This window comes from Idiomarina abyssalis (genome assembly GCF_900116625.1).
Classification (GTDB): Bacteria; Pseudomonadota; Gammaproteobacteria; order Enterobacterales; family Alteromonadaceae; genus Idiomarina; species Idiomarina abyssalis.
On sequence record NZ_FPBE01000001.1, the window covers coordinates 460,000 to 474,565 of the forward strand.

General features: G+C 45.9%; 17 protein-coding genes and 1 tRNA gene. 10 read left to right on the forward strand and 8 right to left on the reverse strand.

Annotated features, from left to right (window positions below; genetic code table 11):
* Together BM359_RS02225 and BM359_RS02230 are read right to left on the reverse strand one after the other, a co-directional pair.
* Positions 1 to 882: a DMT family transporter gene (locus BM359_RS02225; protein WP_054487546.1), complete on the reverse strand. Its 882-nt coding sequence runs from the start codon at positions 880 to 882 to the stop codon at positions 1 to 3.
* A 77-nt stretch (positions 883 to 959) separates the two neighbouring features.
* Positions 960 to 1,036 (reverse strand) — tRNA-Val (locus tag BM359_RS02230).
* A 213-nt stretch (positions 1,037 to 1,249) separates the two neighbouring features.
* On the opposite strand from BM359_RS02230, the gene BM359_RS02235 reads away from it, so the two are divergent.
* The gene (locus BM359_RS02235; protein WP_054487548.1) at positions 1,250 to 1,513 is read left to right on the forward strand and encodes a hypothetical protein; all 264 of its coding nucleotides are present in this window, start codon (positions 1,250 to 1,252) and stop codon (positions 1,511 to 1,513) included.
* A 37-nt stretch (positions 1,514 to 1,550) separates the two neighbouring features.
* Here BM359_RS02235 and BM359_RS02240 read toward each other — a convergent pair whose 3' ends face one another.
* Positions 1,551 to 2,585: a DUF3080 domain-containing protein gene (locus tag BM359_RS02240; protein WP_054487550.1), complete on the reverse strand. Its 1,035-nt coding sequence runs from the start codon at positions 2,583 to 2,585 to the stop codon at positions 1,551 to 1,553.
* Positions 2,586 to 2,615: 30 nt separating this feature from the next.
* Between BM359_RS02240 and BM359_RS02245 the strand changes: the two genes are divergently transcribed.
* Entirely contained in the window at positions 2,616 to 3,224 is a 609-nt protein-coding gene (locus tag BM359_RS02245) for a riboflavin synthase (protein ID WP_054487552.1), read from the forward strand.
* Here BM359_RS02245 and BM359_RS02250 read toward each other — a convergent pair.
* Both BM359_RS02250 and BM359_RS02255 read right to left on the reverse strand, forming a co-directional pair.
* Positions 3,218 to 3,427, reverse strand: coding sequence for a CPXCG motif-containing cysteine-rich protein (locus BM359_RS02250; RefSeq protein ID WP_054487553.1), 210 nt, complete (start codon positions 3,425 to 3,427; stop codon positions 3,218 to 3,220). The genes BM359_RS02245 and BM359_RS02250 overlap by 7 nt on opposite strands.
* Before the next feature lie 69 nt (positions 3,428 to 3,496).
* On the reverse strand, positions 3,497 to 4,390 hold the full coding sequence (locus tag BM359_RS02255; protein WP_054487556.1) for a DMT family transporter: 894 nt from the start codon (positions 4,388 to 4,390) through the stop codon (positions 3,497 to 3,499).
* Positions 4,391 to 4,558: 168 nt separating this feature from the next.
* Between BM359_RS02255 and thrS the strand changes: the two genes are divergently transcribed.
* The 7 genes from thrS to BM359_RS02290 all read left to right on the forward strand — a co-directional run bounded on the left by thrS (position 4,559) and on the right by BM359_RS02290 (position 11,483).
* A complete protein-coding gene (gene thrS / locus BM359_RS02260; protein ID WP_054487558.1) occupies positions 4,559 to 6,475 on the forward strand; it encodes a threonine--tRNA ligase in 1,917 nt (638 codons plus the stop codon).
* A 19-nt stretch (positions 6,476 to 6,494) separates the two neighbouring features.
* Positions 6,495 to 7,040 (forward strand): translation initiation factor IF-3, encoded by a 546-nt coding sequence (gene infC / locus BM359_RS02265; protein ID WP_011234644.1) that lies wholly within the window; start codon positions 6,495 to 6,497, stop codon positions 7,038 to 7,040.
* A 73-nt stretch (positions 7,041 to 7,113) separates the two neighbouring features.
* On the forward strand, positions 7,114 to 7,311 hold the full coding sequence (gene rpmI, locus BM359_RS02270) for a 50S ribosomal protein L35 (RefSeq protein ID WP_054487561.1): 198 nt from the start codon (positions 7,114 to 7,116) through the stop codon (positions 7,309 to 7,311).
* A 13-nt stretch (positions 7,312 to 7,324) separates the two neighbouring features.
* Positions 7,325 to 7,678: a 50S ribosomal protein L20 gene (gene rplT, locus BM359_RS02275; protein ID WP_011234642.1), complete on the forward strand. Its 354-nt coding sequence runs from the start codon at positions 7,325 to 7,327 to the stop codon at positions 7,676 to 7,678.
* Positions 7,679 to 7,801: 123 nt separating this feature from the next.
* Positions 7,802 to 8,782 carry a phenylalanine--tRNA ligase subunit alpha gene (pheS, locus tag BM359_RS02280; RefSeq protein WP_011234641.1) on the forward strand — a complete coding sequence of 327 codons (981 nt, stop codon included), beginning with the start codon at positions 7,802 to 7,804 and terminating at the stop codon, positions 8,780 to 8,782.
* Positions 8,783 to 8,795: 13 nt separating this feature from the next.
* The gene (gene pheT / locus BM359_RS02285) at positions 8,796 to 11,183 is read left to right on the forward strand and encodes a phenylalanine--tRNA ligase subunit beta (RefSeq protein WP_054487563.1); all 2,388 of its coding nucleotides are present in this window, start codon (positions 8,796 to 8,798) and stop codon (positions 11,181 to 11,183) included.
* Between the two features lie 3 nt (positions 11,184 to 11,186).
* On the forward strand, positions 11,187 to 11,483 hold the full coding sequence (locus BM359_RS02290; RefSeq protein ID WP_054487565.1) for an integration host factor subunit alpha: 297 nt from the start codon (positions 11,187 to 11,189) through the stop codon (positions 11,481 to 11,483).
* Between the two features lie 45 nt (positions 11,484 to 11,528).
* Here the strand turns inward: BM359_RS02290 and BM359_RS02295 are convergent, their stop codons facing one another.
* The 3 genes from BM359_RS02295 to BM359_RS02305 form a co-directional block, all read right to left on the reverse strand.
* Complete coding sequence (locus tag BM359_RS02295; RefSeq protein WP_054487567.1) at positions 11,529 to 12,206, reverse strand: ChrR family anti-sigma-E factor; 678 nt, start codon at positions 12,204 to 12,206, stop codon at positions 11,529 to 11,531.
* Positions 12,196 to 12,816, reverse strand: coding sequence for a sigma-70 family RNA polymerase sigma factor (locus BM359_RS02300; protein ID WP_054487569.1), 621 nt, complete (start codon positions 12,814 to 12,816; stop codon positions 12,196 to 12,198). The genes BM359_RS02295 and BM359_RS02300 overlap by 11 nt, the downstream gene beginning before the upstream one ends.
* Before the next feature lie 88 nt (positions 12,817 to 12,904).
* Positions 12,905 to 13,483, reverse strand: a complete 579-nt coding sequence (locus tag BM359_RS02305; protein WP_054487571.1) for an LON peptidase substrate-binding domain-containing protein — start codon at positions 13,481 to 13,483, stop codon at positions 12,905 to 12,907.
* 145 nt (positions 13,484 to 13,628) lie between these two features.
* Between BM359_RS02305 and BM359_RS02310 the strand changes: the two genes are divergently transcribed.
* Entirely contained in the window at positions 13,629 to 14,564 is a 936-nt protein-coding gene (locus BM359_RS02310) for a YbgA family protein (protein ID WP_054488507.1), read from the forward strand.
* Positions 14,565 to 14,566: the final 2 nt, after the last annotated feature.

Genomic DNA, 14,566 nt, shown 5'->3' on the forward strand with positions numbered 1-14,566 from the left:
TTAATCAGATGACTCTTTACCGGAATAAACACCCAAAGCAGTGACAGTGACAAGAATAAGCAGCATGCCTAATACTTGTGAGTAAGCCAGTATTTCACCTAAAACAATTACGCCGAAAAGCGAAGCCGTGACGGGTTCTATTGTGGCCACAATAGAGGCTAAGGCCGGTGGTGTTCTTCGTAAACCAATAAGATACAAAATAAAGGATGCACCGCCGCCAAGCACCCCAATAATGGCAAATAGGGGCCAGTCGAGCGAACCCGGCACCTGAGCTGCTTCTGCCGGATCTATCAGAACACCCAGCGCCACAACAAGGGTTAAAAAAGCAATGGTAAGAATGGCCTGCGGGCTGCCGTGCTGAGTGGCGTACTTAAAGCCGAAGATAAAAAGAGCCAGGGACAGTCCTGAGAGTAACCCCGTTGCCACACCCAGCAGGGTAATGCTGTTCCCTTCCATTTGATAAACTCGGGTCAGCAGCACAACACCTACCATAACTAACGCAATTGCTGCCCATTTTACGAGCGTTGGGCTTTCCAGCTTGAGCGCAAAAGAAATCAGGTAAACAAATATTGGCGCGCAATACATAAGGGTTGCCGCAACCGCAACGTTGCTTTCGGAAATACTAAAGAAGTAAAAACCGAAGTTACCGGCTACACCCAGTCCTGCAATGACGGACCATAACCATAACCGGCTATTGGCCAGACCGCTGTAGCGAGGCCTCAGTGCCAGCCAAATAAGCACAAATACTAATCCAATTGCGCCGCGGTAGAAAGAGATTAACAGGGCATCCCAGTCATTGTTGATGAGAACGCCGGCAATTCCGCCCGACAACCCCCAGAAAAGTGCCGCTGACGCTACCAGTATGATGCCCGAATGAGTCATGCATTAGTCAACTTCTAGGTGAAAAGTTTAACGTGCTGAAAGTATTGAATTTAGAAGACTTGAGAGGGATTTTCAAATGGTGCGTCCGAGTAGACTCGAACTACCGACCTCTGCCATGTCAAGGCAGCGCTCTAACCAACTGAGCTACGGACGCACATTTAGAAGTGCCGTTAAGACGGGCGGTATATTAGTGATTTGCGCTAACAGGTGCAAGTGATTTTTTATGAAACCCATTTGTTTGTCGAAATTCTATTCAATACAGAGCCAGAGGTGTTGCGCTTAAGTCCCGTTGAATTTGCTCAAATTTTCTTTTTCGGCTTCAATAAAAGGGGATAGGGGGGAAATCGGCAAAGACTCAGGAGGTTTCATGTTAAATTTTTTACGAGTAATACGGGCGTTTGCCGGGCTTCTTTTTCTTGCCGGAATAGCGGGTATCATCGCGCAGCTTGGGTTTAATATTCTGCATGTGGATATTTTGATGCGTTCATCGGTCATCGTTATTATGGTTGGTACACTGTTTGCGGCTTTCTGGCTCTGGGTATTTCTTGGTTTACGCTACGTTATCAATGAAATTCATGAAAAAGAGCAAGGTAAGCCACACCCCAGTCTGACTAAAATATGGCATCTGTAAGCGTAAAGTCGGCGCCAGTAAATTGAGTCAGCTACGTTTAATCCAGGCCCGGCGTAAAGTCACAGGCACTGTAAAACCTCTGCCACGGGCGAACAAAATGCACTGATGCATCGGTGAGCTTTTTACTGAGCGTACCCAACTCTGCAATGTAGGTCTTTAACTCGGGCTGAGGTGCTATGCCTTCGAGACTTTCAAGAGTCATCAGTAAACGCTGATGCTGTTCGATAATTTCCGCTATGTCGCCTTGCATTTCTTCAATATAAATGGCGTTAAAAGCTTTTTTCAGCTCCAGAGCTTTATCGGGTACTTGGTCATTTTGGCAGTAAACCGATTGCGGAATTTCAGGCAGAAGTTCGGTCATTTTCTCCAATTTATAGGAGTAGTCCAGCATAGTGCGGTAAAGGTCGGGAAGGTAATTACTACGCTCTAAACGGCCAAGCATTTTTATGAGTTCTGCCGGGTCATCCGCTTTTTTTGTGTAGCTCCAGCGTTCCAGTATGCGGGTGAAACGTTCCAGTGCATTTACCGCGTAGTTGTATTCGGTAACGTGTATTTTGGGTAACGAATTATTTCCTACTGACAAAGCTTTTCTGAGCCCGTCGTCGCGGGCAAAGGCGTTCGCCAGGCTGTTCTTAAGCTGTGACTCTTTATGCGCCAGAGCTTCTTTTAATTTGTCTTTAACACCGGTTGAATCAGGGTGTTCAATGCATTCATTGAGTGCCTGAATCATTGTCAGGTCAGCATGGTAGCGGCTGAACCCATTTTTTAGCTTGCCCAGCGAGCTGTTGTTTTCGGCAATCAACTGGCCTAACTGGCAATGATTAAGCTGCAGACTGTCCAGTAACCCCATGCTGGTTCGCTCAATATTATGCGCTAAATCGCGTTTAGCAGGGTACTGCAATTGAGGCTTAGGTGCCTGTATCGTTTGAGCAGGCAGGTTGAGTGTACTGTGAACTTGGTTATTCAGCTTATCGGCGTACTCTGTTAGTCCGGGATCATCTGAGCAGGCAGATAATCCTAAGACCACTAACACATAGCCAAAAGGCCTGAAAATCAGTACACTTCGCTTCATTATTTTATTCCTTGCAACAAGGTTTTATCGATGTTTACCGGTATTGTCCAAACCCAAGCTACGATATTTTCAGTCTCTGACCAAGGATCTTTTCGACACTTGGTCATTAAAACTGAACCTCAATTTCTACAAAACTTGGCCATTGGTGCAAGTATTGCGATAAATGGTTGCTGTTTAACTGTGGTTGAGTTTAACGATACCCAGGTGCACTTTGACGTTATTGATGAAACCTTGCGGTTAACGAACCTGGGGTTGTTAAGCGAGGGGGATACGGTGAACCTGGAGCGGTCGCTTAAAGTGGGTGATGAAATTGGCGGGCACGCGGTTTCCGGTCATATTCATTGTCAGGGCAAAGTGACTAAAATTGATACGTCCGGCAATAATGTCGCTATGTGGGTAGAACTCCCGGAGCAATACACGCCGTATTTGTTTGCCAAAGGGTTTATTGCAGTTAATGGAGCGAGTTTGACGGTAGGTCAGGTAGACGCAAATTACTTTAGTCTGCACTTAATTCCTGAAACGTTGCGCTTAACCAACTTAGAATCAACGCAGGTGGGTGACAGTTTGAACATTGAACTTGATCAGCAAACCATCACTATTGTTGAAACCGTTGAGCGGGTGCTGGCTAAACGTCAGTAAAACTGTTCGTCGTTGCCGTCTACTTTAACGCGCGCCTGTTGGTTAACTTCATCAACCTGTAACTGAACATGAATGAGGTCACCGCAGGCGGAACACTCTTCCTGATAGTCCTGATTTCCCTCCGATGCGTCAATATCCAAAAAAGTATTGTGACCACAGTGCGGGCATTTCACCGACACACTTTGTAAGTTTTCTTCGTTCATTGGTAACTCCTTTGCCGGGATGTCAGTGTTTATCCTCGCATCCTCAACGAAATAAGGTTCTACGTCTTACTATAGAAATAAAATACTGATTCCGCCCAATGAGATTAGGGCTCCGGCTATAGAACGTGGGGTAATTCGTTGTTTTTTCAGTAAAGATATCGGTATTAAAAAGAGTGGTGCGGTGGATAGCAAGGTTTGGGTAAGACCCGGGTTGATATTGGCGATTGAAATTTGCTGTAACCAAATAGCCAGAAATGTACCGAATACAATGGCGCCGAGCAGTGGCAACGGATTGATAGAGCGAACTTGTTTTATGATTGCGTTGTACGCGCCTCGCTTTGAAAGCCCGACAATTATGGCAAGCAACAAAGACCCTGCGGCAAGACGCACAAATGCCGCATCAATAGCGTTAACATTCGACTGCATTAGTACCGCAAAAGCCATGACTAACCCGGTGGCCTGACAGAGCGCCGCGCCGCAACCGAAAAAGATACCAGATAAAGAAAGCGCAGGTTGTTTGTCAGGGGCTTTTTCTGTAACGACCCACAGAACGCCGCTTAAGGTTATGACTGCACCGGTAATTTCAATGGTGGATAGACCGTCATTCAAGAATAACCAGGCCATGAATGCAGCCAGTGGCGGTGCCAGGTACTCCAGTAACATAGCGTGCCAGGGTCCTAAACGGCGCAGAGCGGCAAAATGACAACTGTCGCCAATGGTAATACCTATAATACCGCTTAGGGCAAGTAACCAAAGGCCGGAATTGAGTTCCAGCGAGTTACCTAGTAACAGGCTCACAATCAAAAGCAGGGGAGTTGCAATAACGCCTTTAACCAAATTCATTTGTAAGGGCGAGAAATGACTACCGGCGCGGTGATACAGCAGCGTGGCGACAGCCCAAAAACTGGCGGCTAATAAAGCGGCAAGTTGCCCGGTCAATTCTCCGGCAATGTCTGATGTCAAAACAGGCTCGGCGGTTGCTCAAATGTAAGCGGTCGATTATAGTAGCGTCTCGCGTTCGATGGTACCGAACGCAAAAAATTTCGTAGGTTTTTTCTATAGAACAGTTAAAACCAAAAATAGAGCACGTGGCACTTGGTAGGTGTCACCACTGGTTGGAAAGGAAGTTTCATGCCTGTAATTACTCTCCCTGACGGAAGTCAACGCGAATTCGATAAACCCGTAAGCATTATGGAAGTGGCTGCCGATATTGGCGCTGGCCTTGCTAAAGCAACGGTCGCTGGCCGTATTGACGGTGAGCTGGTTGATGCCTGTGAAGTCATCGAGCACGACGCTCGCATTGAAATTGTGACACCAAAAGATGACGACGGCGTACACATTATTCGTCACTCTTGTGCTCACTTAATGGGGCACGCGGTAAAACAGCTGTGGCCAGATGCGAAAATGGCTATTGGTCCGGTCATCGATAATGGCTTTTACTACGACATCGACGTTGATCACACTTTCACTCAGGAAGACCTGGAAAAGCTTGAAAAGCGGATGAAAGAACTGGCTAAAACGGAATATGCCGTTATTAAGAAAAAGGTCAGTTGGAAAGAAGCCCGTGAAACTTTCGTAGAACGCCATGAACCTTATAAAATAGAGATCCTGGACGAAGACATCCCAACCGATGCCAACCCGGGGCTTTATCATCACGAAGAATACGTCGACATGTGTCGTGGCCCTCATGTGCCAAACATGAAATTTTGCCAACATTTTAAAATTATGAAAATGGCCGGCGCATACTGGCGCGGTGACTCTGACAACAAAATGCTGCAGCGTATATACGGTACGGCCTGGGCAGATAAAAAACAGTTAAAAGCCTATTTACAGCGTTTAGAAGAAGCAGAAAAGCGCGACCACCGTAAAATTGCTAAAGCTCAGGATTTATTCCACTGGCAGGAAGAAGCGCCGGGTATGGTTTTCTGGCACCACAACGGCTGGACAATTTTCCGTGAGCTGGAAACTTACATTCGCGAGAAGATGCGCGAGTATGACTATCAGGAAGTCAAAGGTCCTATGATGATGGACCGGGTATTGTGGGAAAAATCGGGTCACTGGGAGAAATTCTCAGAACTGATGTTCACCACTTCATCGGAAAACCGCGAATACGCCGTTAAGCCAATGAACTGCCCGGGCCATGTTCAAATCTTTAATCAGGGCTTGAAATCTTACCGTGATTTGCCGTTACGTATGGCTGAGTTTGGTAGCTGTCACCGTAATGAACCTTCAGGTGCTTTGCACGGCCTGATGCGTGTTCGTGGTTTTACACAAGATGATGCGCACATTTTCTGTACTGAAGAGCAGGTTCAGGAAGAAGTCGCGGGTTGCATCAGAATGGTTTATGAAACCTACAAAACCTTTGGTTTCGAGAACATTGATGTGAAGCTTTCAACGCGCCCTGAAAAACGCTTAGGCGACGATGCTACCTGGGATCGTTCTGAAACAGCATTGGCTCAGGCTCTGAAGAATAATGACATCGATTTCTCTTATTTACCGGGTGAAGGGGCCTTTTATGGTCCGAAAATAGAATTTACTTTGTTCGATTGTCTGGGCAGAGCCTGGCAATGTGGTACAATACAGCTCGATTTTGCGTTGCCAGGGCGTTTAGGCGCTACTTACGTGGGCGAAGATAACGAGCGACATACGCCAGTTATGATTCACCGCGCTATTTTGGGCTCACTTGAACGCTTTATGGGTATTCTTATTGAAGAGTACGCAGGGCACTTCCCGTTGTGGTTGTCGCCAACGCAAGTTGTATTAATGAATATCACGGATAATCAAAGCGATTATGTGCGAAAAGTTGTCAAAACCCTGAACGAAAAGGGAATTCGTGCATCAGCCGACTTGAGAAATGAGAAGATAGGCTTTAAAATCCGTGAACACACATTAAAACGTGTTCCATATTTACTGGTTGTCGGCGACAAAGAAGTCGAAGCTGGTGAGGTTGCGGTACGTACACGTGGTGGTGAAGACTTGGGCAAATTCCCGTTAGAAGACTTCATTACTCGTGTAGAGGACGAAGTCCGTACTCGCAAAATTGATTAATTGTTTGGAGGAATAAACCATTAAAGGCGGAAAAAGAACTCAGAAAGCTGCAGATAAAAACCGTATCAACGAACAAATTACAGGCGTTGATGAAGTTCGCTTAATCGGAACCGATGGTGAACAAGCTGGTGTCGTCAGTATTAACGAGGCTCTTGATGCAGCAGCAGAAGCTGGTGTTGATTTGGTGGAGATGAGCCCTAACGCAGAACCACCAGTCTGCCGCCTGATGGATTACGGCAAGTTCCTCTTTGAAAAGAGTAAAGAACAGAAAGAGCAGAAGAAAAAACAGAAACAGATTCAGGTTAAGGAAGTTAAGTTCCGACCTGGTACTGATGAGGGCGACTACCAGGTAAAACTGCGCAACCTGCGTCGTTTCCTCGAGGGAGGTGACAAAACCAAAGTCACTATCCGTTTCCGTGGCCGGGAAATGGCACACCAAGAGTTGGGCATTGAATTGCTGAATCGCGTTAAAAACGATTTAGAAGAAATCTCAATTGTTGAGTCGTTCCCAAGACGTGCCGAAGGGCGCCAGATGATTATGGTCTTGGCACCCAACAAGAAGTGATCGTGGTTTACAAGTAGTCTGATTGTCAGGCTCACCCTTTCACACTTTTATCAACAATGCGGAGTTTAATTTCATGCCAAAAATGAAATCGAACAAAGGCGCTTCCAAGCGCTTTAAGAAGACTGCTTCTGGTGGTTTTAAGTGCAAGCAATCTCACTTGCGTCACATTCTGACTAAGAAGAGCCCTAAGCGTAAGCGTCAGCTTCGCGCGAAGAACATGGTCCATGAGGCCGACGTTCAATTAGTCGCTCGCATGTTACCGTACGCATAAGGGGAGATAGCAAATGGCACGAGTAAAACGTGGTGTAATCGCGAGAGCGCGTCACAAAAAAGTCCTGAAGCAGGCGAAAGGTTATTATGGTGCCCGTAGTCGCGTTTATCGCGTAGCGGTCCAGGCAGTAACTAAAGCAGGTCAATACGCATACCGTGACCGTCGCAACAAGAAACGTCAATTCCGTCAATTATGGATTGTTCGTATCAATGCTGCGGCTCGTCAAAACGGTCTGTCTTACAGCCGCTTTATCAATGGTCTGAAAAAAGCATCTATTGAAATCGATCGTAAAATCTTAGCCGATATCGCTGTTCATGATCAAAACGGTTTTGCCGCTTTGGTTGAGAAAGCAAAAGGCGCACTGTAATTATTCAAGACCTTTATTGGTTAGAATAAACAGATTCAGAAGGGAGCCAATTGGCTCCCTTTTTCATTGAAAATTCGCTATTATAGCGCCTTTATTATTTATCTTGTGTTGTTGAGGGATACGATGCAGCTAGAGCAAATTGTTGAGCAGGCTGAATCGGCCATTGCGGCCGCAGATTCACCGACTGCGTTAGACGAAGTCCGCGTCGAGTATATGGGCAAAAAAGGACAGCTTACCGAGCTTTTAAAAGGCTTGGGTAAGCTGGATCCGTCTGAACGTCGGGAAGCCGGACAGAAAATTAACGAAGCCAAACAGCAAGTTCAGACGAGTATCAATGCTCGTAAAGAACTATTGAAAGCGGCTGAGTTAGCACAAAAGCTGGAAGCGGAGCGGATAGACGTTACTCTGCCCGGACGGCATTCAGCAGTAGGTGGTGTGCATCCGGTTACTCAGACTATTCGTCGTATTGAACAGTTTTTCGGTGACTTAGGTTTTAGCGTAAAAGAAGGTCCGGAAGTAGAAGACGGTTTTCATAACTTCGATGCGCTGAATATTCCAGCGAATCATCCGGCTCGAGCTGATCACGATACGTTTTATTTCACTCCCTCAACAATGCTGCGTACACAAACCTCTGGTGTGCAAATTCGTACTATGGAGAATGAAAAACCTCCATTGCGTATCATTTCTCCGGGCCGTGTGTACCGGAACGATTACGATCAGACCCACACGCCAATGTTTCACCAGGTCGAAGGGTTAATGGTTGATACCGATGTCAGCTTTACGCAATTAAAAGGAATTTTAGAAGACTTCCTGAATCACTTTTTCGAAGAGTCGCTGACGGTGCGTTTCAGACCTTCGTACTTCCCGTTTACCGAACCTTCAGCAGAAGTTGATGTAATGGGTAAAGACGGTAAATGGCTAGAAGTTTTAGGTTGCGGCATGGTGCACCCAAACGTATTGAAGGCGGTAGGCATTGATTCGGAAAAGTACACCGGCTTTGCGTTTGGTATGGGCGTTGAGCGTCTTACCATGTTGCGCTACGGCGTGAATGACTTACGTGCGTTCTTCGAGAACGATCTGCGTTTCCTCAAACAATTCAACTAACGGGCAGTAAGCAATGAAATTCAGTGAACAATGGTTAAGGGAATGGGTTAACCCCGACATCAGCAGTCATGAATTGAGTGAGCAGCTCAGCATGGCAGGTCTTGAAGTAGATGCTGTTGAGCCGGTTGCCGATGAATTCCATACTGTCGTCGTTGGTGAAGTGATTGAATGTGGTCCTCACCCGGACGCAGATAAACTACAAATTACCAAAGTTAACGTTGGCGAAAGCGAGCCTGTTGATATTGTTTGTGGTGCGCCGAACTGCCGCCAGGGCATTAAAGTTGCTGTTGCTAAAGTCGGTGCAGTTTTACCCGGAGACTTCAAAATCAAAAAAGCAAAACTGCGTGGTCAGCCATCAAACGGAATGCTGTGTTCGTTTAAAGAGTTAGGTCTGATTGATGAACATGAAGGCATTATCGAGCTACCAACAGATGCTCCGGTAGGCGAAGATTATCGTAAGTACCTGCAGCTTGATGACAACAGTATCGATATTGACTTAACACCTAACCGTGGTGACTGCCTGAGTATTAGAGGTATAGCGCGTGAGGTGGGTGTGTTGAATCGTATGGATGTGTCAGCACCACAAAGCAGTGAAGTGAAAGCGACTATTGATGACGCACTAAGTATTACTTTGTCGGCTGCAGAGCAATGTCCGCGTTATTTAGGCCGGGTTGTTAAGGGTGTGGATTTAACCCGCCCAACGCCGGTCTGGATGACAGAGAAATTAAGACGTAGTGGTATTCGCAGCATTGATCCGGTCGTTGATATCACTAACTACGTGTTGCTAGAGCTGGGTCACCCAATGCATGCGTTCGACTTAGATGCGTTAGAGGGCGACATAACGGTTCGTTTAGCCCAGCCTAAAGAACAGCTTACTTTGCTTGATGATCAAGACGTTGAGTTGGATGAGGATACCCTGGTTATTGCCGATGATAACAAAGCATTAGCAATGGCTGGTGTTTACGGTGGTAAGAACAGCGGTGTTACTGAAAACAGCAAGAACATCTTTCTGGAAAGTGCGTTCTTCGCACCGGATGCTATTTTAGGAAAAGCCCGCCGTTATGGTTTGCATACCGACGCTTCGCATCGTTACGAGCGCGGCGTAGACCCCCAGTTGCAGCGCGCTGCTATGGAGAGAGCCACAGAATTATTGTTGGCAATTTGCGGTGGTGAAGCGGGGCCGGTAACCGAAGCGGTGTCAGAAGAGTTTTTACCACAACGCTCGGATATCACACTAAGAATTAGCCGCTTAGCAAAAGTGTTAGGCGTTAGCATTGCTGACGATAGCGTTACCGAAATTTTAGAGCGTTTAGGCTTTGATGTTTCATTTGACGGCCAGCAATGGCAAGTCGGTATTCCTTCATACCGCTTTGACTTGAGTATAGAAGAAGACTTGATTGAAGAAGTTGCCCGTATCTACGGTTACAACTCAATTCAGGCAGCGCCTCCTGCAGCTCAACTGCGCATGACAGAGCGTAAAGAAGGCGAGCTTAGTACTCACAAACTGATTGATGCTATGGTCTGCCGTGGTTATCAGGAAGCAATAACTTACAGCTTTGTTGATCCTAAACACCAGGCGTTAATGTTTGATGAAACTGCAGCACTGACCTTGCCACACCCAATTTCAGTGGATATGTCTTCTATGCGTGTGAGCTTGTGGCCGGGCTTAGTCGGCGCGGTTGCTCATAACCAGAAGCGTCAACAGGCTGTTTTAGCTTTTGTTGAAACGGGATTACGTTTTATCCCCGATGAGTCGGCAGAAAATGGCGTTCGTCAGGAAGCGGTAATCAGCGGTATACGGTCTGGTAAAGCGCATTCAGAGCATTGGTCTGAAGGTGATCGCAGCGTTGACTTTTATGACGTGAAAGGGGATGTCGAAGCCCTGTTAGCTCAAACGGGTAATTCAGCTGAATTTCGGTTTGTTGCGTCGCAAAACCCGGCTTTGCATCCGGGGCAGTCGGCGGCTATTTACCATGGCTCTGAAAAAGTTGGTGACATCGGTGCTTTACATCCGAAGTTTGATAAGGCTCTCGGTCTTAATCAACGCACCTTTGTTTTCGAGTTGTCGTTATCAGCTGTGACTCAACGACCTTTACCGTTGGCAAAGCCCGTCTCTCGCTATCCATCCATTCGCAGGGACCTTGCTGTCGTCGTTGATAAGCATATTGCGGCGGGTGAGCTGATAGCTGCGATGGAAAATGTTGGCGTAAAACAGTTAGTTGACCTAAACTTGTTTGATGTTTATGTCGGCGACGGTGTACCAGAAGGTAAGCAGAGCTTGGCACTGTCTGTGACATTACAAGACAGCGACAAGACGCTTGAAGAAGCCGAGGTCACTGAGCTTATGACGAAATTTATTGAGACATTAAAGAGTGAGTTTAATGCAACATTGAGGGATTAAACTATGGCGCTGACCAAAGCAGAATTGGCGGAAGTACTGTTCGACAAATACGGTATTAGTAAACAAGATGCCAAAGTGTTGGTTGAAGATTTTTTTGAAGAAATCAGAGTTGCTTTGGAAAAAGGGGAGCAAGTGAAGTTGTCAGGTTTTGGCAACTTTGAACTGCGAACCAAAAATCAGCGCCCTGGCCGTAATCCTAAAACGGGTGAAGAAATTCCAATTTCGGCGCGTCGCGTGGTTACTTTTAAACCCGGGCAAAAATTTAAAAGCCGTGTAGAAAACGCAGAGCCTGAAGGTTAACTTCAGGCTCTTTTCGTATTTAGGTACTAAATTTTATTACTTGAATTAGCGAAAGAACAACTGGCTAAAGGGGTTTAATAAACGACTGATGCCAGAAGTAAAATGCAGTGGTGCATCTAATGTTGCCAAAGTTAAGCAATCTTCATCCTGTGTCTCCGGTGTATGCGTTCTGCTTGGATCCAACAAAACAAAGTCACCATCCCGGTATTCACTTTTTTCATCGTTAAAAACGCCATCAATGACCAATGTCGCTTCCTGACCTTTGTGCGTATGCTCAGGCACTTTTGCACCGGGTGCCATATAGATAAGGTTAGTTTGGTTACCGTTATCCAACGTCAAAGGTGCTCTCCAGAGTTTTCCGACCAGCTTAGACCATTCACCAATACGATGGCTATTGTGAGCTAAAGTGCGGGGCAAAGTGAATCGACGACCTTCCAGAGAAAGTATCTCATTTGGCTGACGAGTTTGCTTGTTACATGCTGAAGACGCAAAGATAGCTTCCAGCATTTGATCGCACTGAGACTTGCTCATGGTAGTGCTGGCGACACTAACAAGAGTATCCAGGTTTTCTTCACACAGCTTTTGTTCAATTTCACACACTGTTTGACGACATGCTTTACACATATCGATGTGTGTCCCAACGACAAGCGTCATCGCTGCACTTAAGTCACCTGCAGCGTACTGGTATAAAAGGCCTTCGCCTGGATGTGATTTAATTATCATCGACTATCAACTCTTTCAATTTTTTTAATGCTAGACGAGTACGGGACTTAATTGTCCCTAAAGGCACTCCCAGTGCATCGGATACTTCTTGTTGGGACTTGCCTTCAATATAAATCTTTTCTATAACAACGCGTTGTGCGTCAGGCAGTTGTGCGTAATAAAACGAAATTTCCTGCATTAACACATCATGATCTAACGCATAACCGTCATCGAGACTGTCGTTTTGTTCAGAGAGGATAGGCCATAGTTCATCGGCACTAATATCGTCTTTACGTTTTTTGTTCTTACGGAGTAAGTCAAAACGAATATTACGCGCTATGGTAAATATCCATGTAGAAGGTGAACCACGGTCAGGCTTGAACAAATGCGCTTTATGCCAGACGTTTGTCATGGTTTCCTGGACTAAGTCCATAGCGGTTTGTTCATTACCAAATTGTCTTGTAGCGTAGGATTGCAGTTTTGGTGCAAATTGCCTGAAAAGTTCACTAAAGGCAGCACGACTTCTATTTTCTGCGATCTTTGCCAGCAGTTCCGCTGCTCTATCTGCAGCGTCTGTCTGGGTGGTAGTCATAGACCCCCGAGTCGATGTTCTTTCTGACATCATTTGCATAATTAGACCTGCTACTTTTGTTCACTAGTTCTAACTATTACGGGGTGCTAAAAAAAAAGATCACCCGGATGGCAGAATATTTATTCAATTAACGAATTAAGTCTAGCAGATATTCCTTTGCTTTAAGACAATTTTCGCATCGAATAAGTTCTTGTTTGGTGTAAACATCCAATGGCAGTATTTCAAGCCAACGTGAACAGATCCAGTCAAGATTTTCGTAGCCCAGGTCAGGCAGCAGTTCAGAAAGTTCCGGGTAGGTTTCAAAAGCTTCTTGAAGCCGGGTCTTTAACTTATTTGAGGTTGCATCAAGCGCAAGTTCCGGCCAGTTCTCAAGGTACTCAATTTTGCCGAACCTGAGCTTGTCATTTTCCGACCAGTGTTCATCGATTCGAACCCGGTTTTTGCCTTCAACGGTAATACCTAATAAGCCGTCATCTCGCGGTTCAAAATCAATGATTTTTACTGTGGTTGCATAAGGCAGCAAATAGTCAGCAGATGTCGCGGCATGTTCATTATTGAACATGGCTACAACAAATTCGCTGTCGTTCTGCAGACACTCTTTAACTAACCGAGTATAGCGAGGCTCGAACACTTTTAGTTTCATGCGCCCGCCCGGCATTATATGCGCTGTGAGCGGGAATAGCGGTAACTGCTGATACTGCTGCATATAACCTCATTTGGTTAGCGACTTTGAACATTTAACAAACATTACGTCGGCGCGGGTCTTGTTGGATCTTTTTTATCTTGTAAATGACAAACTATTTTTAGCGATATACCGTAGGTTATCATCAGGAAACGTGAATAAGGATAACATTGTGAAACTAAAGGTCGGTATCAGTTCCTGTTTGATGGGTGACGAAGTCAGGTTTGATGGGGGACATAAAAAATCTTCTTTCTGTGTCGATGAGCTAAGCCGATACATTCAGCTTGTACGTTTTTGTCCGGAGGTTGGAATAGGAATGCCGGTGCCCAGACCAACCATCAGACTTGAACAGCACGATACTGTTCAAGCGGTGGTGCCTAAGACGGGGCAAAATGTAACAAAAGACTTAGCGACTTTTGCTGACAAGGTTCAGGTTAAAGTTGATGAGCTGAGTGGCTATATTCTTTGTGCTAAGTCGCCCAGTTGCGGTATGGAGCGTGTTAAGTTGTATGATCCCGAAACCGGCCATGCGCAAAAAGCGGGAATGGGTATTTTTGCAGCCCGGCTTAAGGAGAATAATCCGGCGTTACCTTTAGAAGAAGACGGGCGGTTGAATGACCCTCACTTGCGCGAAAACTTCGTTATGCGCGTCTATGTTTTTAATCAGTGGAAAGAAGTTAGGAATAACCTTTCAAAACATTGGCTTTTGCAGTTTCACCAAAGTTGCAAGTTGCTGTTGCTGGCTCACAACCAGCAGGCTTACCGTGAACTGGGCAAACGTCTGGGCGAGCAGGATGTTATTGACGACGTATTTGCTCAACAATACATTGTCGACGTTATGGACGCTTTAGCTAAGCCGGCGTCGCGTAAAAACCATACCAACGTACTTCAACATATTCAGGGCTATTTTAAATCCGATCTTGAACAGCGACGCAGGGAAGAACTGAGCGACATAATTCTTCAGTATCATGACGGTATTTTACCGCTTATGTCCCCACTCACACTAATACGACATTATCTCAGAGAGTTTCCAAAAGAGTACCTGGAAGGTCAGTGGTACCTGAAACCGTACCCTGAAGATTTAAAATTACGTTATGGGCTATAAAG

Excerpts from the sequence above, each read along its gene's own strand:
- BM359_RS02245 (WP_054487552.1), top strand. The coding sequence starts at position 2,616 with ATGTTTACCGGTATTGTCCAAACCCAAGCTACGATATTTTCAGTCTCT.
- BM359_RS02290 (WP_054487565.1), top strand. The coding sequence starts at position 11,187 with ATGGCGCTGACCAAAGCAGAATTGGCGGAAGTACTGTTCGACAAATAC.
- BM359_RS02240 (WP_054487550.1), bottom strand. The coding sequence starts at position 2,585 with ATGAAGCGAAGTGTACTGATTTTCAGGCCTTTTGGCTATGTGTTAGTG.
- BM359_RS02225 (WP_054487546.1), bottom strand. The coding sequence starts at position 882 with ATGACTCATTCGGGCATCATACTGGTAGCGTCAGCGGCACTTTTCTGG.
- pheS (WP_011234641.1), top strand. The coding sequence starts at position 7,802 with ATGCAGCTAGAGCAAATTGTTGAGCAGGCTGAATCGGCCATTGCGGCC.
- BM359_RS02250 (WP_054487553.1), bottom strand. The coding sequence starts at position 3,427 with ATGAACGAAGAAAACTTACAAAGTGTGTCGGTGAAATGCCCGCACTGT.
- BM359_RS02305 (WP_054487571.1), bottom strand. The coding sequence starts at position 13,483 with ATGCAGCAGTATCAGCAGTTACCGCTATTCCCGCTCACAGCGCATATA.
- rplT (WP_011234642.1), top strand. The coding sequence starts at position 7,325 with ATGGCACGAGTAAAACGTGGTGTAATCGCGAGAGCGCGTCACAAAAAA.
- pheT (WP_054487563.1), top strand. The coding sequence starts at position 8,796 with ATGAAATTCAGTGAACAATGGTTAAGGGAATGGGTTAACCCCGACATC.
- rpmI (WP_054487561.1), top strand. The coding sequence starts at position 7,114 with ATGCCAAAAATGAAATCGAACAAAGGCGCTTCCAAGCGCTTTAAGAAG.
- BM359_RS02235 (WP_054487548.1), top strand. The coding sequence starts at position 1,250 with ATGTTAAATTTTTTACGAGTAATACGGGCGTTTGCCGGGCTTCTTTTT.
- BM359_RS02295 (WP_054487567.1), bottom strand. The coding sequence starts at position 12,206 with ATGATAATTAAATCACATCCAGGCGAAGGCCTTTTATACCAGTACGCT.
- BM359_RS02300 (WP_054487569.1), bottom strand. The coding sequence starts at position 12,816 with ATGCAAATGATGTCAGAAAGAACATCGACTCGGGGGTCTATGACTACC.
- thrS (WP_054487558.1), top strand. The coding sequence starts at position 4,559 with ATGCCTGTAATTACTCTCCCTGACGGAAGTCAACGCGAATTCGATAAA.